The sequence below is a fragment of the Flavobacterium branchiarum genome (assembly GCF_030409845.1).
In the GTDB taxonomy this organism is placed as follows: Bacteria; Bacteroidota; Bacteroidia; order Flavobacteriales; family Flavobacteriaceae; genus Flavobacterium; species Flavobacterium branchiarum.
On sequence record NZ_JAUFQQ010000003.1, the window covers coordinates 1,078,190 to 1,100,206 of the forward strand.

The window sequence follows — 22,017 nt, forward strand, 5'->3', positions numbered from 1 at the left end:
TGAAAAAAATAAAACCGCAGTGTTTTCGGGACAGCTGCGGTTTTGAACAAATTAAATTGACTAAAAACTATTTTAATATTAGAAGCAGTATTCGTTTTCTGCAACTAATTTTGAAGTAATTGTTTCTCTTAATGCAACTACATTTGGCATGTTAGTGTATTTTGTAAAACGACGTAATCCCATTAACATCATACGTTGTTCATCACCTTCAGCAAAAGAAATAATTCCTTCTTTTCCTTTTTGATTTACAATATCTACTGCTTTGTACAAGTATAATTTTGCCATTGCAATTTGCTCTTCTACTTTAGCTTCACCTTCTTTTTTGGCTAATTTTTCAGTTCTAAGAATAGTACTTTCTGCCATGTAGATTTCGATTAAGATATCAGATGCAGCCATTAACAATTGTTGGTGAGCATCTAAGTCTGGACCATATTTTTGTACTGCACTTCCAGCAACCATTAAGAAAACTTTTTTCAAGTTAGTAATGATTCCTTTTTCTTCAGCAAATAACTCTGAGAAATCTGGAGTATCAAAAGATGGAATACCCATTAACTCTTCCGATACTTTCATAGCTGGACCTAATAAATCAACGTGCCCTTTCATGGCTTTTTTGATTAACATTCCAACAGAAAGCATTCTGTTAATTTCGTTTGTTCCCTCGTAGATACGAGCAATTCTAGCATCTCTCCAAGCACTTTCCATTGGAGTATCTTCTGAGAATCCCATTCCTCCAAAAATTTGGATTCCTTCGTCAGCACAATTCTGAACATCTTCAGAAACCGCTACTTTAAGGATAGAGCACTCAATAGCAAACTCTTCAACACCTTTTAATTCAGCTTCTTGGTGTGTAGCACCTTCAGCCTCACGAGCGATAATTCGATCTTCGATATTTTTTGCTGCACGGTAAGAAGCACTTTCTCCAGCGTAGCAGTTTGTTGCCATTTCGGCCAATTTAGAACGGATTGCTCCAAATTGAGAAATTGCAGTATTAAATTGAATTCTTTCGTTAGCGTATTTTACTGCACCAGAAGTAACTCTTCTTTGTGCATCAAGACAAGCAGCAGCTAGTTTAATACGACCAACGTTTAATGCGTTCATTGCAATTTTGAAACCATTTCCTCTTTCAGAAAGCATATTTTCAACAGGAACTTTGGTATCATTAAAGAAAACCTGACGTGTAGATGAAGCACGAATTCCTAATTTGTGCTCTTCTTCATTCATCGAGATTCCATTATCTGCAGTGTTTTCTACGATAAATCCAGTAATGTTCTTATCGTCTCCAATACGAGCAAAAACGATAAATACGCTACAGAACCCTGCGTTAGAAATCCACATTTTTTGTCCTGTAATTTTGTAATGTGTACCATCTTCAGACAAAACAGCTTTAGTTTTTCCTGAGTTTGCATCAGAACCAGCTCCTGGTTCAGTCAAGCAATAAGCTCCAAACCATTCACCTGAAGCTAATTTAGGAACGTATTTTTTCTTTTGTTCTTCGGTACCATACAAAGTGATTGGCATAGTTCCAATTCCTGTGTGTGCTCCAAAAGCTGTTGAGAAAGAACCTGTCGCTCCTGATATGTAATCACAAACCAACATAGTTGATACGAATCCCATTCCTAATCCACCGTATTCTTCTGGAACAGCAACTCCTAAAAGTCCTAGTTCACCAGCTTTACGCATACTTTCTTCAGTAAATGCGTAATCTTTTTTCTCGAAACGATTTTTATTAGGCCAAATTTCTTTGTCTACAAATTCTTTTACAGAGTCACGCATCATTAATTGCTCTTCCGAAAAATCTTCAGGTGTAAAGATATCTTCGCATTTAGTTTCTTTAACAAGGAATTGTCCTCCTCGTGTAACATCTTTTTGGATTGTATCAGCCATTTTATTCTTTTTTTGAGAAAAGAAAATAGAGAAAAGAAAATAGATTTTTAATTGAACTTATTTCAGTCCGTTTTGAAAACCCATTGTCATTCTTTGGAACTCTTCTATTTAAATTTCTAATTGGTTAAATTATTTTTCGTTTATATATTTTCTATGCTTGGCAATTAGTAATTGCGTGATTAGTTCAAATGAAGAACCTAGAGAAATGTCTAAAAAATGCCTGAAAGATTTATCGGTTCTTGAAGAACCTTCGGCAATATTACTAGGCATTGAAACAGAACATCTACTTATTTGAGAACTTAAATCATATCTTTCATGTTTCGGAAACTCTATTAATAAATCGGAAATTTCATTAGCAATTGAAATACCAAGTTGCCAAATTTTCAAGTTTTTATAATTGTGTCTCATTTTTTTGAGTCAAGATAAGAAAATCATCTCACAAAGTAAGATTATTACTATTTTTTTTAAAAAATAATTGTAAATCTCGTTTCAAGTTAAAATCTAGTATTCTTGTTTCTTTCTTCTCAAAAATCTATTTTCTCTTCTCTATTCTCTATTCTCTATTTTCTCTTCTCTATATTCTATATTCTCTCCTCTACACCACCTCGTAAATTCCAGCAGAACCCTGTCCAGTACCTACGCACATTGAAACGATTCCGTATTTACTACCTCTGCGTTTCATTTCGTCGAATAATTGTACAGATAGTTTAGCACCTGTACAACCTAGAGGGTGTCCTAATGCGATAGCTCCACCATTTACGTTTACGATATCAGGATTTATTCCTAATTCACGAACAACAGCTAATGATTGTGAAGCAAAAGCCTCGTTTAATTCAACTAAATCAATATCTTTTAATTGCAATCCTGCTTGTTTTAAGGCTTTCGGAATTGCTTTTACCGGACCAATACCCATGATTCTAGGTTCAACACCCGAAGAAGCAAAGTTTACTAATCTAGCAATTGGCTCAAGGTTTAATTCTTTTACCATATCCTCGCTCATGATTAAAACAAAAGCAGCACCGTCACTCATTTGAGATGAGTTACCAGCAGTAACACTTCCGTCAGCAGCAAAAACAGGTCTTAATCCCGCTAAAGCTTCTTTAGAAGTTCCTGCACGTGGCCCTTCGTCTTTGTTTACAACGTATGTTTTTGTTTCTTTTTTACCATTTTCATTGATAAAAGTTTGTTCAACAGTAATTGGAACAATTTGTTTATCAAATTTACCTTCAGCTTGTGCTTTTAAGGCTTTCATATGAGAGTGATAAGCAAATTCATCTTGATCTTCTCTCGAAATGTTATATTGTTTAGCAACCGCTTCGGCAGTTAATCCCATTCCCCAGTAGTAATCTTCATGTCCTTCAGAAGCAAGTTTATAATCAGGAGTTGGTTTGTAACCACCCATCGGAATAAAACTCATACTTTCGGCACCACCAGCAATGATACAATCTGCCATTCCAGATTGGATTTTAGCCGTTGCCATTCCGATAGTTTCTAATCCAGATGCACAGTAACGGTTTACAGTTACACCAGGAACATCTTCTACTTTTAATCCCATAAGAGAAATTAAACGCCCCACGTTTAAACCTTGTTCAGCTTCTGGCATGGCATTACCTACCATAACATCATCGATACGTTTTTTATCAAAATCAGGCAATTCATTCATCATATACTGAATGGTTTCTGCAGCTAATTCATCAGGTCTTTTAAATCTAAAAACTCCTTTTGGTGCCTTTCCTACTGCAGTACGGTAAGCTTTTACTATATATGCTGTTTTCATTTGTTTTTGTTTTTTTAAGATTATAGAAAATAGATCATAGAAAATAGACTGTTACTTTGTCTCAAAATCTATATTCTTTTCTCTTTATTCTATTTTTTAAAGATTTATTAGAAGAAAGGAGCAAAATCTCAAAACAGAGTTTTATCTTTTCTCTTGCTTCTTTCTTCTTTTATCTATTTTCTAATTACGAAGTGGTTTCCCTTTAGTTAACATGTACTGAATTCTTTCCAATGTTTTACGTTCTGTACATAAACTCAAGAAAGCTTCACGTTCGATATCTAATAAATATTGTTCAGAAACTAATGTTGCTTCAGATAAATCACCACCAGCCATAACGTAAGCTAATTTGTTAGCGATTTTTTTATCGTGTTCAGAGATGTATTTTCCAGCTTCCATTTGGTCCGTTCCAACTAAGAACATTCCAAGGGCTTGTTTTCCTAATACTTTCACGTCAGTTCTTCTAATTGGTTGTGTGTAACCCGCTTCGGCCATTAATAAAGCATGTTTCTTAGCTTCAGCAATCTGACGGTCTTTGTTTACAACAATAATATCTTTACCGTGTTGTAAAAGTCCAGTGTCAAACGCTTCATAACCAGAAGTAGATACTTTCGCCATAGCGATAGTTAAGAAATATTCTTGAAGTACATTTAATTCCACATCATTTTTGCGGAATAAATCAGAAGCTCTTAAAGCCATTTCTTTAGATCCACCACCACCAGGAAGTACACCAACACCAAATTCAACCAATCCCATATACGTTTCAGCTGCAGCTACTACCTTATCAGCATGTAAGCTCATTTCGCAACCACCACCAAAAGTCATTCCGTGAGGAGCAACTACAACAGGAATACCAGAGTAACGAACGCGCATCATAGTGTCTTGAAACATTTTGATAGCCATATTCAACTCATCATATTCTTGTTCTACTGCCATCATGAAAATCATTCCGATATTAGCACCTACAGAGAAATTCGCTGCTTGATTACCAATAACTAAACCTTGATATTCTTTTTCAGATAAGTCAATTGCTTTGTTAATTGCTTGAAGAACATCGCCTCCAATTGTATTCATTTTAGATTGGAATTCTAAGTTTAAAATTCCGTCTCCTAAATCTTGTATTATAGCACCACTATTGCTCCAAACTTTTTTGCTTTCGCGAATGTTGTTAAGGATGATAAAAGCATCTTGTCCCGGAACTTTAGTTTGTGATTTTGTTGGAATGTTATAAAAGTACGTTGCACCTTCTTTTACAGAATAAAAGCTTTTGCTACCAGAAGCGATCATGTCATTTACCCAAGCAGCAGGAGCTAAACCTTCGGCTTTCATGATTTCGATTCCGTTTTCGACACCAATTGCATCCCAAATTTCGAAAGGACCATTTTCCCATCCGAAACCAGCTTTCATAGCATCGTCAATTTTATATAATTCGTCTGCTATTTCAGGAATTCTGTTAGAAACGTAAGCAAACATACCAGTAAAACTTTTGCGGTAAAATTCACCAGCTTTGTCTTTTCCTTTTACCAAAACTTTAAAACGATTGATCGGTTTATCGATAGTTTTAGTTAGTTCAAGAGTAGCAAAATTTGCTTTTTTAGCAGCACGATATTCTAAAGTGTCTAAATCAAGAGTAAGGATATCTTTATCTACTTTTTTGTAGAAACCTTGACCTGTTTTACTTCCTAACCAATTGTTCTCCATCATTTTTGTGATGAAATCAGGAAGTTTAAATAATTCGTGTTGTTCATCGGTTGGGCAGTTTTCGTAAATACCGTTGGCAACGTGTACCAAAGTATCTAAACCTACCACATCGACAGTACGGAAAGTAGCTGATTTTGGGCGACCAATTACTGGACCAGTCAATTTATCAACTTCTTCAATCGTTAATCCCATTTCTTTAACCAAATGAAACAAACTTTGAATACCATAAATACCAATTCTGTTTCCGATAAAAGCAGGAGTGTCTTTAGCAACAACCGAAGTTTTTCCTAAAAACTTAGAGCCATATTCATTTAAGAAATCCAATACCTCAGTAGACGTTTTTGGACCAGGAATAATTTCAAATAATTTTAAGTAACGCGCAGGGTTAAAAAAGTGTGTCCCGCAGAAATGTTGTTGAAAGTCTTCGCTTCTTCCTTCGCTCATAAAATGAATCGGAATACCAGATGTGTTAGATGTTACTAAAGTTCCTGGTTTACGGAATTTCTCAATTTGTTCAAAAACAAGTTTTTTAATATCAAGACGTTCCACAACAACTTCAATAATCCAATCAACATTGGCAATTTTAGCCATATCATCGGTTGTATTTCCAGTCGTGATTCGGCTAGCAAATTTCTGACTGTAAATAGGAGATGGCTTAGATTTTAATGAGTTAGTAAGATGTTCATTTACAATTCTGTTTCTTACGGCTTTGCTTTCTAGAGTTAAGCCTTTTTTAGTTTCAGCCTCTGTTAACTCACGAGGAATGATGTCAAGGAGTAAAACTTCAACACCAATGTTAGCAAAATGACAAGCTATTCCTGAACCCATAATTCCGGATCCGATTACGGCAATTTTTTTAATTGTGCGTTTCATTTTCAATTTTTTCTGTTTGATTAAATATATTTTTATCTTGTATTAATTCATTTATGATTTCTGAGACCTCAATAAAATGTTTTAATTTTTCTTCCGAAACATGGTTTCTAACCGTTTCATTAAATTTCAAGACAGTATTTTTAGATAAATCTCTTTTTTCTTTTCCAAAATCAGTCAAGTAGATCAAAACACCTCGACCATCGGTTGGATTTTTCTTGCGAACAATCAATCCTTTTTCTTCCATAGATTTAAGCGTTCTGGTTAAGCTAGTAGCTTCCATTCCCATTCTAGGACCTAATGCCGTCGATGGGGTGCCTTCTTCTTTATCGATACTTAATAAGGCAAAACCAGTAGCCATTGTTGCATCATATTTTGCAGCCTCTTCATTGTACATCCTTGATACGGCTTGCCAGGTTGCTCGTAAAATATAATCTATAGTCTTTTCTTTCATTTTGTAGATTGTATTTGATTATTTAATTTTAATGAGAAATACATTTCAACAGTATCTTTTACATTAATTTAAATCGAATTCGGTTATTGGCAACTATATCGATTTCAAATATAATAAAAAAATATTATGCATGCATAGTATTTCAAAAAATATTTTTTGGTTAGTTAAAAAATCTCTCTGAAACAGAGTAGATTAAGTTCTTTATTTTTGAATGTAATATACATTTTTTTTTAAAACTCTGGTTATTAGAATATTTTAAAAATTACACCAAATCAGTAATTTAGGATTTCATATCGTAGTTTCTTGCTTTGTAAATCTCCTATTTGAATATAACAATAATTAATCCTTGTATTTATGGTAAGCGTTCTTGAGTTTATCTTTAATTCGGGTTCGCAATTTACTAGGGCTTAACACTTCCAATCCGTCACCAAAACCTAAAAGTACCCGTTCTATTTCGTAATTAATTTTAAGTTTTAATGAAATGATAATGCTACCGTCTTCATTCTCTTTTTCTATTTTTTGCGAATTGTGTAATGGCTTAGTTATAACATACGGAGCATTTTCTCGGTCAACCCAAAGTTTTATAGTTCGAGCCTCCATGCCTTCATTAACGGTAACGCCAACAACATCTTTATAAAAAGCTTCGGCATCAAAATTTTCATCTATATAAGGAAGGTTAAAATCATAATCGATTTTTATAATTCGATCAAGGGCTAAATTCGTAATCGGAGCCTTCGATTTCTTTTTCCCAACCAAAAACCAACGATTGTTGAACTCCTTCAGAATCAAAGGATGAAAATTAAACTGTTGTTCCTCTCTCGATTTAAAAGATTTATAGGTAATAACAAGCACAATTTTTTTTATAATGGCTTGATAAATTTCGTCTAGATAATGCAATCCTTTTAGATTCTCATTTTTATCCAGATAAATAACCGAATTGGTATGTGATTTCTCCGAATAGATTTTATCTTCCAAGCGCTGCAGAATATCCGAAACATCACTAAACAAAGAGAAATCCTTAAATTGTTTTAGCATAGAAACTGTTTCTGTTAAGACATTCATATCCGTTTCTGTTAGCGGAATATTGGTAATCGAAAAACCCTCCTCATCGTATTTGTAAAATTTCTTATCATAAACAACAATAGGAGCATTGTATCCGAGTTTTTCGCTACGCATCAGTTGAATATCCATTTGTATGGTGCGTTTGCTAACCGGATTTTCTCTGCCCTCAAATTCAAATAAAGCATCCGAACAAGCCTCAATTAAATCATCGAGCGTCCAAGTTCGATATTGGTTCTGCAAGCACTTATCGATTGTTTTATAGCGAATCAGTGCATTTTTATTTTGTGACATAGTTTTGTTTTTTGGGCGTGTCCCGCTGAAAAAGCGGGTCAGGCTGTACACTGTATCTTTTTTGTGAGATCCTTCCTCTGTCAGGATAACACAAAAAAGGATGCCGTTTCCATCCTTCACGCAAAATTGATAACGAATCAAAATCAGTTTTTTAAAAGCGAATAAAATTATTTTCTTTTACTTTAGATGTAGTATTTTAAGGTTTAACCAATTCTGCTGGACTTCTTTTTATTCAAAGCCTGTGTTAATAAGCTATTCGGTATATTTTTTTTAAAATACATTTAAGTAGTTTACTCAAAAATAATATTCTTTTTTTAGTGCGCAAAATTATTGCGTAGTAAGATTTGAATATTTGCTCAAGAAATAAAACAACACAAATTGTTTAATTTTAAAATAGGAATTATGAAAACACAAATCAACGGATTTGAATTAATAGAATTAGGATTTCCGCAAGGGGAAGCAATTGGAGTTGCTTTAAAAATAAACAGCAAAAGAAACGGATTTACAAGAGACGCAATGATTGCTAAATTTAAAAGCGTTTTAGAAACTCCAGATAATTATATTGAGGATGCTATTTTTAGTAAACTAGCTATTGCTTTAATCGAAAAAGCAAATGAAAAACCAGAAGATTTTATAGCTTTAAATCTAAACCCCGATACCTATTCGGCTTACGGATTAGAACATATAGAGGATGGAGCCAGAAAACAAATGGAAGTTGCAATGCAATTACCTGTTACAGTTGCGGGAGCTTTAATGCCCGATGCGCATCAAGGTTATGGTTTGCCAATTGGAGGTGTTTTAGCAACCAAAAACGCAGTTATTCCCTATGGAGTTGGTGTTGATATTGGTTGCAGAATGGCGTTATCAGTTTATGATATTCCAGAAGGCTATTACTTTGAAAATGAGGATAAATTTAAAAGAGAATTAATCGCGCATTCTAAATTTGGAGCAGGACACGGTTTCCACGGGCAGTATAAAGCAGATCATGCTGTTTTAAGTAATGAAGCTTTTAATATGAGTCCATTTGTGAAAAATCTTAAAGATAAAGCGTGGTCACAATTAGGATCTTCGGGAGGAGGAAACCACTTTGTAGAATTCGGAATTATGGAATTTGCACAAGACGATGCTATTTTGAATATCCCGAAAGGTAAATATGTGGCTCTTTTAACGCATTCAGGATCCAGAGGAATGGGAGCAACACTAGCAGGGCATTATACAAAGATGGCTAAAGACGTTTGTAAACTTCCAGATGTTGCCAAAAACTTAGCGTATTTAGATATGAATTCGCAATTGGGACAAGAATATTGGATTGCAATGAATCTTGCAGGAGATTACGCTTCGGCTTGTCATGAGATTATTCACAGCAAAATGGAAAAAGCTTTGGGAGCAGTTGTTCTAGCTAAAGTTGAAAACCACCATAATTTTGCTTGGAAAGAAATCTGGAATGGCGAAGAAGTAATTGTGCATAGAAAAGGGGCAACACCAGCAGGAAAAGGAGTTATGGGAATAATTCCAGGAAGTATGACAGCACCAGGATTTTTGGTGAGAGGAAAAGGAGAAGAGAATGCAATAAACTCAGCCTCGCATGGTGCAGGAAGACAAATGAGCCGAACACAAGCTATTAAAAAAATCACCAAAAGCGAGATGCAACAAATTCTAACAGATCACGGTGTAACTCTTATTGGTGCAGGTTTAGATGAAGCGCCAATGGCTTATAAAGATATCAACCAAGTAATGGCAGCACAACAAGATTTAGTAGATGTCGTAGCGAAGTTCACACCAAAAATGGTCAGAATGGCTGATGATGGAAGTAGAGAAGATTAAGCAAACCTAACAGATTTTTTAGTTGCAAAGGTTCAAAGCTTCAGAGGAGCAAAGGCTCATAGGTTCAGAGTTACAGAGGTTCAAAGGTAGGAAATGTAGAAAAACTTTGCGTCTCAGCGTCTTTGCGAAAAACAGTCTCAATAAATGAAGCTTCAGAGACACAAAGCTTCAAAGGAGCAAAGGCTCAAAGACACAAAGTTTCAAAGGTACAAAGACATATAAGTTGGGAAAACTTTGCGTTTCTGTATCTTTGCGAGAAACAGTCTCAATAATGAAGCTTCAGAGTTTCAAAGGCATGCAAGCTAAAAAAACTTAGCGTCACAGCGTCTTTGCGAGAAACAGTCTCAATAAATGAAGCTTCAGAGACACAAAGCTTCAAAGACACAAAGGAGGAAAGGTTTAAAGGTACAAAAGCTAAAAAAACTTTGCGCCTCAGTGTCTTTGCGAGAAACAGTCTCAATAATGAAGCTTCAGAGATGTAAAGACACAAAGTAGGAAAGTTTCAAAGATATACAAGCAAAAAAACTTTGCGCCTCAGCGTCTTTGCGAGAAACAGTCTCAATAAATGAAGCTTCAGAGATGTAAAGACACAAAGTAGGAAAGTTTCAAAGATATACAAGCAAAAAAACTTTGCGTTTTAGCACCTTTGTGAAAAGCAGTATCAATAACTAATCATTCTACAGAGCTTGCTTAAACCTTTTTTAAATCTGCGTGAAAGAAAATATATCAACGGAAAACTAAGATTTAAAACTTCAAATGTTGTTTTACTGTTCGTTTTCTATATTTTTATCAGAACATTTTCACGAATGATTAAATAACCAAAGATGAAGTACTTTTTTTCGAGCATTGTATTGTTGTTTCTTATTAATAGTTCTTTTGCTAAAAACGTTGTAAATGATACAATTCCGTTTATAATCAATAATCAGAATACAATTTATGTCAAAGCAGTTTTTAATAAAAAAGACACTTTAAATTTAAATTTTGATACAGGAACATCCGAATTGATTTTGACTAATGATGTTTTAAAAAACAGATTAAATTCTGAAATAAAACTCTATAGTACTTTCTATAACTTAAAAATTGGAAAAACAAATTACCAAACAAAAGTTTATGATGCTCAATTATCAGGGCACGATACAGACGGAAGATTTGGTTGGGATTTTTTTAAGGACAAAGTAGTTGAACTTAATTATGATAAGAACATCATCATCGTTCATTCAGAAATACCAAAATATGTATTGAAAGACGATGCATATACAAAACTCGCCATCAAATTTTTTGATAATGTTTTTTCGGTAGAAAGTATTATTTCGCAAAGCGGAATCGAAATTAAAGATAGGTTTCTTTTTGATACAGGCTACCAGAGAACCGCAATGCTTGACAATGATTTGTTGAATGCAGAAAAGTTTCCCATAGAAAAAATGAAAGAGATTAAACGAGTTATTATGAAAGGAGCTCAAGGAAACGAAATTCCTGTTATTACCTCTAACTTAGAAAAGCTTATAATTGGAGATTATGAACTCAAAAATGTTCCAATTCAAAAGTTGACATCGTACAAACCATTAAAAGGTGTAAATATTCATATTTTAGGAAATGAAGTTCTGAAAAGGTTTAACACAATTTTTGATTTCCAAAATAACATTGTTTATTTAAAAAAGAACAAACTTTATAATGTAGAATATATTGATATGAAGAAAAGTGGAATATAACATTGTATTTTATAAACGCTAGAGGAAAGTTTAATTTTCATCTAACTTTGCTAATCTCCATAATTATTCTATTTTTGAAAAATATCAATAATTTAGTTCAAATTTAGTATCGAAATAATTATTAAGTAAGAATTTGCATTAATTTTTATAGGTTTTTTTAAGATTTAGTTGTAAGTTTGCTAAGCAAAAACATTATACCAAGGAGAAAATCTTAAAAATTTTTAACTTAACATAAACGAACCCACGTTACGTTGACGGTGCTAGTGATAGCCCTAATCTCATTCCTTGGAATGTTTTTGCACAACCGATCGTGGGTTTCGTGTACCTAATATTTTCAGAGATGCAAAAAGAAAATCATGAAGTATCAAATCAGGATGTAATTCCATCCATGGTTAATTTCCTATCTAATGTATGGTTAGAAGGAGATTTTAGGGAACAGCCTTTTTATTTACAGGAAATTTTCGAAATATTACTCGATACAGAGTATGGAAATGACCTCGATTTAAGGCGAAAAATGTTTAGCTGCTTAAGAACCAGCAGAAATTTAGCAACAGCTTTATCTCCATTTTCAGATAATGAAATTCATAAAGCTTTTATGGAAAGTGCTTTAAAAGCATCCTAAATTTCACTATTTCAATCTACATTAAAGCGTCCCGATATCAGGGCGCTTTTTTTGTTTTAGATGTTTTTTATTACCGTTTTAACTCCTTTCAATAGGATAATATGAGGCTAGTATAACTATTGAATGTAATTCATCGTCTTTATTATACTTAAATTAAAATGTTGAATATATCCAATCTACATCATATTTAAGAAAAACATTTCCCTCCGTTTTTTCTATTACATATACTTTAAAGTATTTGTGACTTCTAGATATTGGCATTGCATTAGACAAAGGAGTTTTTGTTTTAGTTCCTTTTTGAAACTCACTTATTTTTTTTTTGAAATATGAATATTCATTATCAGCTAGATTCTTGGGATCTTCTAAATGATATTTTTTGAAATTTTCATGACTTAGGGGCTTAGTTTTATTTGTTTTAGAATCAAAAAGAAAAGACTCTCCCTCCATATGGAAATATATTTTAGTACCCTCTTTTATTTTTTTGTCTCCCTTTAATTCATCAAAAAAGACATGTTTAATTGGTTTATTATAATTTTCATCACCACTATAAAACATATCATAAGAAGTTTTATTTGTTTGTGCTGTTATTACACCAAACACTAAAATCATGAGTATGCTAATTTTATTTTTCATTTAATTACAATTTTTGAACCATTATAAAAATCATTCCTAATTAAAATATTTATAGCTAGTTTTTTTAATTTTCAAAATATCAAGATTTATAATCTTTTCTGAATCTTTTTTTTTATCAATATAGAAACACCAATCCTAAGTAAAATATTGTTCCTTTATTATTCAATCGAAAAAAATGGTTCAACCTGAATATATTCTGTGTTTTTACCTTTTTTGCGTACTAGAAAAATGACGTATTGATCAAAATATCCTGTAAGTTTATAATCCTGTAGTTTTTCTTTTTTATCATAAAAGTTAGACGCTCTGATAAACTTTTTTAAACATAATGTATTTTTGTTTTTTAAATTATTAGTAACGTTTACTTCTTTAAAGAAAAAAGTTCCTTTACTGCCACCACTACTATCTTTTAAATAGTAATCCTTAGGTGCTTCAACAAAGTTCAGAATATAGTTACTGTCATATTCGAAAAAAAGAGAGTCTTTTTTTATTTGTTGTGCTTTACAACAATAATTTAAAAGCAAGAATAGAACTGCGAATGTTTTTATTGTATTTCTCATAATCTTTAATCTTTACCAATAACTTTGATACGAATTACAGTAAGATTTCCATATTTTTCAACATCTTCTTTTGTCCATTGATATTCTTTTCCTTTTGGCCTTTTATCAAAATTCCAGTCTAAAGGTTCTTTCACATATACATACAGTCCTAATGTTTTTTCGTCTATTGATTTTCGACTCAATTCTTCACGGGTTATGAATCTAAAAGAAAAATAAGATGGGTAATCAACTGTACCTAAGATAAATTTTATTTCAGGCTTTATTTGTGCTAACAAATTTTTCAATGGTTTATTAAGGAATTGCTGCTCATTTTCCTTTAATTTATATGCCTCGTTAGGAGTTTGAACCATTTGTTGTGCTTTACAACCATAACTTAGAAGTAAGAATAGAATTGCGAATGTTTCTATTGTGTTTTTCATTTGTAAACAAAAGTTTTTTTAAATACATTTAGACTCCCCAAATCTATAGAACTTGAGGATTTTAAATATTTAAAGCGCTAGTTATTTATTCTTTACCACCGACCCTAATTCGAGTTACAGTTAAATTACCATACTTTTCTAGATCTTCTTCTGTCCATTGGTATTCTTTTCCTTTAGGTCTTTTATCGAAATTCCAGTCTAAAGGCTCTTTTACATATACGTATAATCTTAAAGTACTTCCATCTGGTTTTTTATTTAATTCTTCACGACTTATAAAGTAGAAAGAAAAATAAGAAGGATAATCTACGGTGCCTATAACAAGTTTTATTTCTGGTTTTATTTCTTTCAACAAGTCTTTTAAAGGTTTGTTGAGAAACAGCTGTTCATTTATCTTTAATTTATATATGTCGTTAGGTATTTGTACCATTTGTTGTGCTTTACAACCATAACTTAGAAGTAAGAATAGAATTGCGAATGTTTTTATTGTGTTTTTCATTTATAAATAAAGTTTTTTAATCTTCTATCCTTTCAATAACTTTGATTCTAACTACAGTAAAGTTGCCATATTTTTCGAGGTCTTCTTTTGTCCATATAAATTCTTTTTCTTTTGGTCTTGTACCATTATTCCATTCTTTAATATCTTCCTTTACATATACATATAAACCAATAAGCTTTCTTCCTTTTGCTTTTTGTTTTAGTTCTTCTGAGCTTATAAACCTAAAAGAAAAATAGGAAGGTATTTCTAGTGTGCCAAAAGCCATTTTTATTTCAGGCTTTATTTGTGCTAACAAATTTTTCAATGGTTTATTAAGAAATTGTTTTTCATTTATTTTCAATTTAATTGCATCGTTAGGTGTTTGTACCATTTGCTGCGCTTTGCAACTGTAGGTTATAAGTAAAAATAAAATTGCAAATGTTTTTATTGTGTTTTTCATGATTTTTAAATTTATTTATTAATTACAAGGAATGGCAGTATAACTTGAAGTGCCATTTGATAGTTTCGTTTCTTTGTTTTTTATTGGGTTAAATTGCCCATTAGAATCTTGTTTCATTAAGATTATGCCTGAATTTAATTGGTCTAAAATGTAAGCTATCGCATTAGTCTTCCCTAGGGTACTTGATCCCATATCATTTACTAATTCTTGTAATTTATCAAAAATTACATTAGGAAATTCAGGGGGATAAATAGGGGATATATCTGCAGGATAAGCTACTGTAAATGCTTTAGCAGCATCTAAATCTGTAACGACAATCGCATAAGTTTCTCCACCCGTTATAATATACGAAGTTTTAAAGTTACTATTATTTGTATTTAATGTTACAGCAGCATATATATCTCCTGTAGATAATGGTGAGCTATTGGGATGATTATGAATAGCTGCAAAAGCGCCTGACCAATTTGTGTTTACTTTTACAGCACTGTTTCCTCCGTTATTCATAGGTGCTTGGGTTATATTACCCTGGGCATCTTTACCTAGAGTAATACTATGTTCAAGTCCATCTGTACTAGCCTCAACAATGTTGCTTTTAGCAGATAGATAAGCAGGGCTTTTTGCATTCGTTGTTGTAGTTTTGGCTGTATTGCAAGGGTTTTCAGTATTCCCGATTGAACTTGAACCACCACCACCGCCACCACGAGGAGGATTTGTATATTCAGACGGATTAGTCACACCACCATATGAGGGGCCTCGAGGGATATAGGTCATAGGAGGAAACGTTGGTGGTGATGATGGAGACGTAATTACAACATCTCTAAGCGGTATAGCAGGAGAACTACTACTTCCTCCTCCTCCTTTGGGCTCTTCTTCATCAAGACAAAGAGAACAAGGGCTGGCTACCATTTTGCTTTGTTCATTGTAACTGGCAGATGATACCATTGCTACTATTCCTTCTTGAACAACTTTATTGTTCTCAAATTGAGCCGCTTTTATAAAACCATTTTTCAAATCCCAAGAGCTAATGTATCCATTAAAATCGCCACCATCTATTGATTGACTACTATTTTTTGAGTTTTTATCGGGAAATATCTCAAAGATTAATGCTTCATAATTATTTTCACTTATCTTATAAAGATACAAATTTTGTTTCCAAATTTCTGATGAATTTCTTTTGCGTTCAACGATAGGAACAATAATGGTTTCAGTCCCATCTTCTGAGGTTGTTATTTTGGCTTGACTCCAATTGTATTCTAAATTTTGAAATAGATCAAAATTTGGGCTTTCAGCTTCGTACTTTTCAAACCAAGTTTGAACATCTAAGGTTTGACTTGATACAGTTTCTTCAGTGCTACAGGAGCAAACAAAAGTAAAAAGAACAAGAAAAGACAAGCAATAATTTAAAATTTTATAAGTATTTTTTCTCATATTGTTGATTTTGAGATAACAATGTAAGAATTTTAATTTAATTAAATGAAAAATTTATTAAAAAAAAGATCTACGCAAGATAATTGCGTACTTTAATTTGAATATTTGCTTAAGAAATTAAAGACACGTTCTTTTAAATAAAATAATGGAATAATCAGGTCAAGTTTAAGTTACTTCAATAACCATCAAGATATACTTAAACAATTACCGATTAATACATTTATAATAAAATGGGGCAGTAGCTCAGCGGTTAGAGCAGGTTAGTTTTGAAATTACCTAAAAGGTCAATCTTAACTTACTTCACGCTTTTGTAACGCCCAGGTCGTGGGTTCGATTCCCACCTGCTCCACAAAATTAAGGTCAAGTGTTTCTTATTTCAAAACCCTTTTAGATAGAACCAGAAACACAATTATCTAATTATTAAATATCAAAAAATGAAAACAAAAACACTATTACAAATCAGTTTACGCCAAAATGCAATTTATATTCCTAAAGATGTAGTGGTAGGTGATTCTAAAACTTTGTCTGAGTCAACAGCAATGTTGGTAGCTAATGTTTTAAAGTTAGGATTTACTTTTTCGGAAGAATTATTACAAGAATTAAATAATGTTACTCCAACTTATAAAGTTACTATTTTATCGACTTTACAATCGGTTTTGGGTACAGATAAAAACTGGACACCATTGGTAAAAAAATGGGATGTTCCTACAGGAGAATCTATTGTAGATCATATTGCTACGTTGTTTGCCAATATTTTTAAGTCTAGTAAAGGAGTTACTTTGCAATGTGGTCATGTTATTCCTAATGGTACTTTTCCGTTAGAGCGCTATAATGGTTGCCCTTTTTGTGGAACTCCATTTGAGTTTGGTGAGATTGAAAAGTTCGGACAAGGAAGTAAATTAAAGGTTTTAGAATTATGGTCGGAAAAAGAATTGAATGATTTTTTTGTTTCGCTATTAACATCTAAAACAGCTTTAGATGCTACTCAGGTAGAAAGTCTAAAAGGATTGATTACTTATTTATCATTGCCAGAAGTTGCTATTGCTATGAAAGAAACTTTAATGCTTGTTATTGATGCATTAATTGAAGAAGACCAAGCCGATAAAGCAGCACAATATTTTAAATCGCCAACGGATATTTTGAGATATTTATGGTACAAGAAAACCAATTTATTACAAATTGTAGATCCAAAGACTATTGTACAAAGAGCTGAAAAAAATAATCAGCATTTGGTTAATCATTTGGATAATAGTGCCAAATCTAAGCTTACTGCCAAAGAGAGTTTGAAACTTAAATATTCTAGAAAAGAAGGTATGATGGTGGCTAATTGGTTGAATACTCTAGAAATGAGTACCGAAGTTGCTTGTGAAATCATGCATCCGAAAAGAGGAATGTGGATTCGTTTTATACGAGCATTGCGTTTGGCAGAATATAGTAAAAGAAAAGGTTTCGAAAAATTAGCGGTTCTATTGGATGTTTTTTATAACCAAACGTACGAAGTATGGCAAGGGAATCTGAATCATTTTCGTTTGAAATTAGATGCAGATAAAACTTTTGCTTTGCTAAAACAGCGACCAGGATTATTTGCTCGTTCTTTATTTTCGAATATGCTTTGGTTTGGAGCTGATGAAACGATTACACATTTTAATGAAATCATTGATAAAGTACCATCACGTTTGGTTTTTACATTGAATATGTATGCTCAGAATTATTTTGACCCAAGCATCCAAAGAAGTGTGAAACCATTAGGAGGTACTTCTAAAAGAATTGAGCCAAATCGTTTATTGTCATTATATACTGCGGAACAATTGGATGCTATGAAAAAGCAAATCGAAGAGGTGTGTATTTTAGCGATGAAGAAAAGATTTGCTTCTATTGCTAATACTAATAAAACAATTTATATCGATCCGCAATTGTTTAATATTCCTGTTGCAATAGGGGATAGAAGCGAAACGGTTCAGGATTTACCAGTTGCTTTAATGGGAACTCGTTTTCCGATTGAAGGTAACGAAGTGCGATTGTTTATGCAATGGGGGAAAGATTTGCCTGCACAACATTTGGATATGGATTTAAGCTGTCATATTGCCTATCAAAATAGTGCGGATATATGCTCTTTTAGCCGATTAGAAACCGTAGGGTGTAAACATAGTGGAGATATCAGAAGTATTCCGAACAAAATAGGAACTGCTGAATATATCAACATAGATATTAATGAATTGGCGAAAGCAAATGCTAAGTTTGTAACCTTTACATGCAACGCATATAGTAATGGGAATATAAGTCCGAATTTAATTGTAGGTTGGATGAATAGTAAGCATCCTATGAAAATATCCGAAAGTACAGGAGTTGCTTATGATCCATCTTGCGTAGATCATCAAGTGAGAGTGACGCAAAATGCTGCAAAAGGATTAGTTTTTGGAGTTTTGGATGTGGCCAAAAAAGAAATTATTTGGTTAGAAATGACCTTTGGAGGACAAGTAGTTCAAGGATTAGATTACAAAGGAGTAAAAGCCTTATTGTCTAAATTGAGTAGTAAATTAAATATAGGTAATTTGTTAGTTCTTAAAGCGGAAGCGCAAGGTTTAGAAATTGTAGAAACAACAGATGCTGATGAGGTTTATGATGCACAATGGGCTATTAATTCGGCAGCAGTTACCCAATTATTAATAGATTAAAAGATAAAACCACGAATATCTAGTTCGTGGTTTTTCGTTTATTTATAATCGAAGTTTATTCTTTTTTAAAAGTGCCATTATCAACATCCTTCAGGAATTGAATAACGCCAGGAAAGTAATGTTTAGGGTCATCATATTGTGAAAGGTGACTTCCGTTAGGGCAAAACAAAAAGCGTCCGTTCTGAACCTCGTTAGCAATCCATTTCATATGTTCAGGATCCATTGTGTCATATTTAGAACCAATTGCGAGCGTAGGAACTGTAATAGTCTTTAATTTTGATTCCAAATTTGCCCTTCTGAGGAACAGAGACCTGAGCGATAGCAAACAGACGAAGTAATCGAACTTAGTAGCTCGACAATCTAAGAATACTTTGCGTTAGTTTCTTGAGGAGATTCTTCGTTCTTCAGAAGGACAAGATTGTGGTTAAAAAAAATGAAACAAAAAAATCTTGCTACTCCACAAGTTATCTTATTGATTCGTTAAATGTCATTTTTAATTAATACCAAACGGTGTTTACGCAACAAATTCCACGAATTAATAGGTATTAATAAGTGGAATTTGAGTTTAATGTCAGATTTCTAGTTGTTTATCTATTCGCTAAACTAATAAACGGCTGAATCTGTGTTATGTAATGTGGCGATTGTATTTTATTCGCCGTAGATTTTCTTATAAAGAGGAGCGTAAATTTCTTTGATTATTTTACGTTTCAGTTTTAAAGTTGGAGTTAATTGTCCACCGTCGATAGACCAAACATCAGGAGTAAGTTCAAAACGTTTGATTTTTTCCCAATGTCCAAATTTTTCATTTACACTATCAACTTCTTCATTGACACGTTTGATAACTTGTACGTTTGTAATGATATCATTATTAGAATCTCCTAAATCTATTTTGTGAATTTTAGCCCATTCTTTTACAAACTCAAAGTTTGGTTGAATAAAAGCAGCTGGCATTTTTTCGCCTTCACCGATCACCATAATTTGTTCGATAAAACGAGATTGTTTCATCATGTTTTCAATCATCTGAGGGGCAATGTATTTACCTCCCGAAGTTTTGAACATTTCTTTTTTACGATCTGTGATTTTAAGGAAACCTTCGCTATCAATTTCACCGATATCTCCCGTATGGAAATAACCATCTTGTAATGCTTCAGCCGTTTTTTCTGGATCTTTGTAGTAGCCCAACATTACGTTAGGTCCTTTGCAAAGAATTTCACCATCTTCGGCAATTTTAACCTCTACATTCTGGATTGGTTTTCCAACAGTTCCAATTTTGAAACCTCTATTTCTAGTATCATTTACAGATATTACAGGCGAAGTTTCAGATAGTCCGTATCCTTCCATAACTGGGATTCCAGCAGCTGCAAAAACGCGTGTTAATCTTGGTTGTAAAGCTGCACTTCCAGAAACCATTAAATCGATATTTCCACCTAAACCTTCTTTCCATTTACTGAAAATTAATTTACGTGCTATTTTTAATTGAAACTCATACCAAAAGCCATTGGCTCCGTTTGGTTCGTATCTTAGGCCTAAATCAATAGCCCAGAAAAATAATTTCTTTTTTACGCCAGTTAATTCTCCCCCTTTAGCATAAATTTTATCGTATACTTTTTCAAGAAGTCTAGGAACAGCCGTAATTACATTTGGTCTAACTTCTTTTAAGTTATCACTTAACTTATCAATAGATTCTCCAAAATATACCGAAATGCCATAATATTGATAAATGTATAATACCATTCTTTCAAAAATGTGACAAATAGGAAGGAAGCTTAATGCGATACTCAGACCTGGTTCAAAAGGAATTCTAGGAGCACTATCTAAAACATTTGAAACAATATTTTTGTGCGAAAGCATCACTCCTTTAGGACGTCCAGTTGTTCCTGATGTATATATAATTGTGGCTAAATCATCTGTAGCAATACTATCTTTTCTAGCTTCAACTTCGCTTTGATTGCTTTCGTCTGCCCCTTCAGTCAATAAAAGAGACCAGTTTTTGGCACCAGCTATTTCATCAAAAGTAAAAACATCTTTTAGCGTAGGTACATTTTGTTTGATAGCCAATACTTTGTTTAATACTTCTTTATCAGAAACAAAACAATAACTACTACCACTATGGTTTAAAACATATTCGTAATCTTCCTCAGATATAGTAGGGTAGACAGGAACGGTTTGTGCACCAGTTTGTAAAATACCAATATCCATGATATGCCACTCGGTTCTGTTATTTGAAGTAATTAAGGCAATTTTATCATCTTTCTGAATTCCCATTCGCAATAGCGCACGAGAAATAGCATTAGATTTTGCAATATATTCTTCAGTAGAAGTTTTCTCCCAAACACCATTACGTTTGGTTACTAAAGCATCTTTTTTGTTGTATTTTTCTTTCTGATAATAAGGAAAATCAAAAAGTCTCGTAATTGTAACCATGGCGTTTAGATTGAATTTTATTGCAAATTAGTAAAATTTATCGTTAATTTTTATTTTTAATAAATTAAATATTGAAACTTTAATTTTATTGAACTTAAATTACGAAATCGTTTTCTTTGTGCAGTATATTTTTATAATATTTATGTAGTTAACATGCAATGTAATAATGCTGTTTTTGCTTGTAGTTGCCGTTTATGATTTCTTTACCTCTTCAGCATATTCTTTTACTCTTTCTCCCGAAATGAACATTTTCTTTTTATTGAAATGAATTGAGAATTGTGCATAAACCCATTCACTATCTTCTTTATCATCGGTTTTATACCAAAGGGAATAAGAAGAACTATCAAATCCTTCTTTAAATATTGGAATTCCTGTCTGCGAAGATTCGATTCCCCAAGTGATATTTTTTTTAATAAGATCTTCATTCTGATAAATGCCAGTACCATTAGCATTTAGTTGCGTAATAGGTTCTTTTTCTCCAACATAATGATAAATTCCAGCGATAGGATAAGCAATAGTTGTAGTGATGAAGCGTTCTTGATTTTTGGCAATTATTTTACTAGTTTTTATTTGGGAATAAACGTTAGTTAAACAAAGCAAGAGTGTAATAAAAAGTAGGTTTTTAATTTTCATTAATAAAGTATTTAGGATGTAATTTTATTTGCTTTTGATGTACAATAAATTGTGGTATTTTTTGTACGGAGGGCAAAACTAATAAAATCATCTCAAAAAAGAAGATAAAATCAGTTTACTAA

18 protein-coding genes, 1 tRNA gene and 1 pseudogene are annotated in these 22,017 nt (G+C 32.8%); 5 read left to right on the top strand and 15 right to left on the bottom strand.

Going from position 1 to position 22,017, the window contains the following annotated elements:
- Nucleotides 1-78 precede the first annotated feature (78 nt).
- The 6 genes and pseudogenes from QWY99_RS05410 to QWY99_RS05435 all read right to left on the bottom strand — a co-directional run bounded on the left by QWY99_RS05410 (nt 79) and on the right by QWY99_RS05435 (nt 8,036).
- Nucleotides 79-1,884, bottom strand: a complete 1,806-nt coding sequence (locus QWY99_RS05410) for an acyl-CoA dehydrogenase FadE (protein WP_290262462.1) — start codon at nt 1,882-1,884, stop codon at nt 79-81.
- Between the two features lie 108 nt (nt 1,885-1,992).
- A pseudogene (locus QWY99_RS05415) lies at nt 1,993-2,292 on the bottom strand (four helix bundle protein).
- Between the two features lie 187 nt (nt 2,293-2,479).
- A complete protein-coding gene (locus QWY99_RS05420) occupies nt 2,480-3,661 on the bottom strand; it encodes a thiolase family protein (protein WP_290262463.1) in 1,182 nt (393 codons plus the stop codon).
- A 180-nt stretch (nt 3,662-3,841) separates the two neighbouring features.
- The gene (locus QWY99_RS05425; RefSeq protein WP_290262465.1) at nt 3,842-6,232 is read right to left on the bottom strand and encodes a 3-hydroxyacyl-CoA dehydrogenase/enoyl-CoA hydratase family protein; all 2,391 of its coding nucleotides are present in this window, start codon (nt 6,230-6,232) and stop codon (nt 3,842-3,844) included.
- Nucleotides 6,216-6,683, bottom strand: coding sequence for a MarR family winged helix-turn-helix transcriptional regulator (locus QWY99_RS05430; protein ID WP_290262468.1), 468 nt, complete (start codon nt 6,681-6,683; stop codon nt 6,216-6,218). The genes QWY99_RS05425 and QWY99_RS05430 overlap by 17 nt, the downstream gene beginning before the upstream one ends.
- A gap of 339 nt (nt 6,684-7,022) precedes the next feature.
- Nucleotides 7,023-8,036, bottom strand: coding sequence for a helix-turn-helix transcriptional regulator (locus tag QWY99_RS05435; protein ID WP_290262470.1), 1,014 nt, complete (start codon nt 8,034-8,036; stop codon nt 7,023-7,025).
- Nucleotides 8,037-8,438: 402 nt separating this feature from the next.
- Between QWY99_RS05435 and QWY99_RS05440 the strand changes: the two genes are divergently transcribed.
- The 3 genes from QWY99_RS05440 (at nt 8,439) to QWY99_RS05450 (ending at nt 12,191) form a co-directional block, all read left to right on the top strand.
- Nucleotides 8,439-9,860 (top strand): RtcB family protein, encoded by a 1,422-nt coding sequence (locus tag QWY99_RS05440; protein ID WP_290262473.1) that lies wholly within the window; start codon nt 8,439-8,441, stop codon nt 9,858-9,860.
- Between the two features lie 824 nt (nt 9,861-10,684).
- Nucleotides 10,685-11,569, top strand: a complete 885-nt coding sequence (locus QWY99_RS05445; RefSeq protein WP_290262475.1) for a pepsin/retropepsin-like aspartic protease family protein — start codon at nt 10,685-10,687, stop codon at nt 11,567-11,569.
- Between the two features lie 340 nt (nt 11,570-11,909).
- Nucleotides 11,910-12,191 (top strand): hypothetical protein, encoded by a 282-nt coding sequence (locus QWY99_RS05450; protein ID WP_290262478.1) that lies wholly within the window; start codon nt 11,910-11,912, stop codon nt 12,189-12,191.
- Nucleotides 12,192-12,344: 153 nt separating this feature from the next.
- On the opposite strand, the gene QWY99_RS05455 is transcribed toward QWY99_RS05450, so the two are convergent.
- The 6 genes from QWY99_RS05455 to QWY99_RS05480 all read right to left on the bottom strand — a co-directional run bounded on the left by QWY99_RS05455 (nt 12,345) and on the right by QWY99_RS05480 (nt 16,163).
- A complete protein-coding gene (locus QWY99_RS05455; RefSeq protein ID WP_290262480.1) occupies nt 12,345-12,824 on the bottom strand; it encodes a hypothetical protein in 480 nt (159 codons plus the stop codon).
- A gap of 158 nt (nt 12,825-12,982) precedes the next feature.
- Nucleotides 12,983-13,381 (bottom strand): hypothetical protein, encoded by a 399-nt coding sequence (locus QWY99_RS05460; RefSeq protein ID WP_290262481.1) that lies wholly within the window; start codon nt 13,379-13,381, stop codon nt 12,983-12,985.
- A 5-nt stretch (nt 13,382-13,386) separates the two neighbouring features.
- The gene (locus QWY99_RS05465) at nt 13,387-13,800 is read right to left on the bottom strand and encodes a hypothetical protein (protein ID WP_290262483.1); all 414 of its coding nucleotides are present in this window, start codon (nt 13,798-13,800) and stop codon (nt 13,387-13,389) included.
- An 85-nt stretch (nt 13,801-13,885) separates the two neighbouring features.
- The gene (locus tag QWY99_RS05470) at nt 13,886-14,296 is read right to left on the bottom strand and encodes a hypothetical protein (protein ID WP_290262486.1); all 411 of its coding nucleotides are present in this window, start codon (nt 14,294-14,296) and stop codon (nt 13,886-13,888) included.
- A 16-nt stretch (nt 14,297-14,312) separates the two neighbouring features.
- A complete protein-coding gene (locus tag QWY99_RS05475; protein ID WP_290262489.1) occupies nt 14,313-14,735 on the bottom strand; it encodes a hypothetical protein in 423 nt (140 codons plus the stop codon).
- Nucleotides 14,736-14,753: 18 nt separating this feature from the next.
- Nucleotides 14,754-16,163, bottom strand: coding sequence for a hypothetical protein (locus QWY99_RS05480; RefSeq protein ID WP_290262490.1), 1,410 nt, complete (start codon nt 16,161-16,163; stop codon nt 14,754-14,756).
- A gap of 232 nt (nt 16,164-16,395) precedes the next feature.
- Between QWY99_RS05480 and QWY99_RS05485 the strand changes: the two genes are divergently transcribed.
- Nucleotides 16,396-16,512, top strand: a tRNA-OTHER gene (locus QWY99_RS05485).
- Nucleotides 16,513-16,597: 85 nt separating this feature from the next.
- On the top strand, nt 16,598-18,838 hold the full coding sequence (locus QWY99_RS05490) for a hypothetical protein (protein ID WP_290262492.1): 2,241 nt from the start codon (nt 16,598-16,600) through the stop codon (nt 18,836-18,838).
- A 55-nt stretch (nt 18,839-18,893) separates the two neighbouring features.
- On the opposite strand, the gene QWY99_RS05495 is transcribed toward QWY99_RS05490, so the two are convergent.
- The 3 genes from QWY99_RS05495 to QWY99_RS05505 all read right to left on the bottom strand — a co-directional run bounded on the left by QWY99_RS05495 (nt 18,894) and on the right by QWY99_RS05505 (nt 21,895).
- The gene (locus tag QWY99_RS05495) at nt 18,894-19,124 is read right to left on the bottom strand and encodes an alpha/beta hydrolase family protein (protein ID WP_290262494.1); all 231 of its coding nucleotides are present in this window, start codon (nt 19,122-19,124) and stop codon (nt 18,894-18,896) included.
- A 362-nt stretch (nt 19,125-19,486) separates the two neighbouring features.
- A complete protein-coding gene (locus QWY99_RS05500) occupies nt 19,487-21,262 on the bottom strand; it encodes an AMP-dependent synthetase/ligase (RefSeq protein WP_290262496.1) in 1,776 nt (591 codons plus the stop codon).
- Between the two features lie 192 nt (nt 21,263-21,454).
- On the bottom strand, nt 21,455-21,895 hold the full coding sequence (locus QWY99_RS05505) for a hypothetical protein (RefSeq protein WP_290262499.1): 441 nt from the start codon (nt 21,893-21,895) through the stop codon (nt 21,455-21,457).
- Nucleotides 21,896-22,017: the final 122 nt, after the last annotated feature.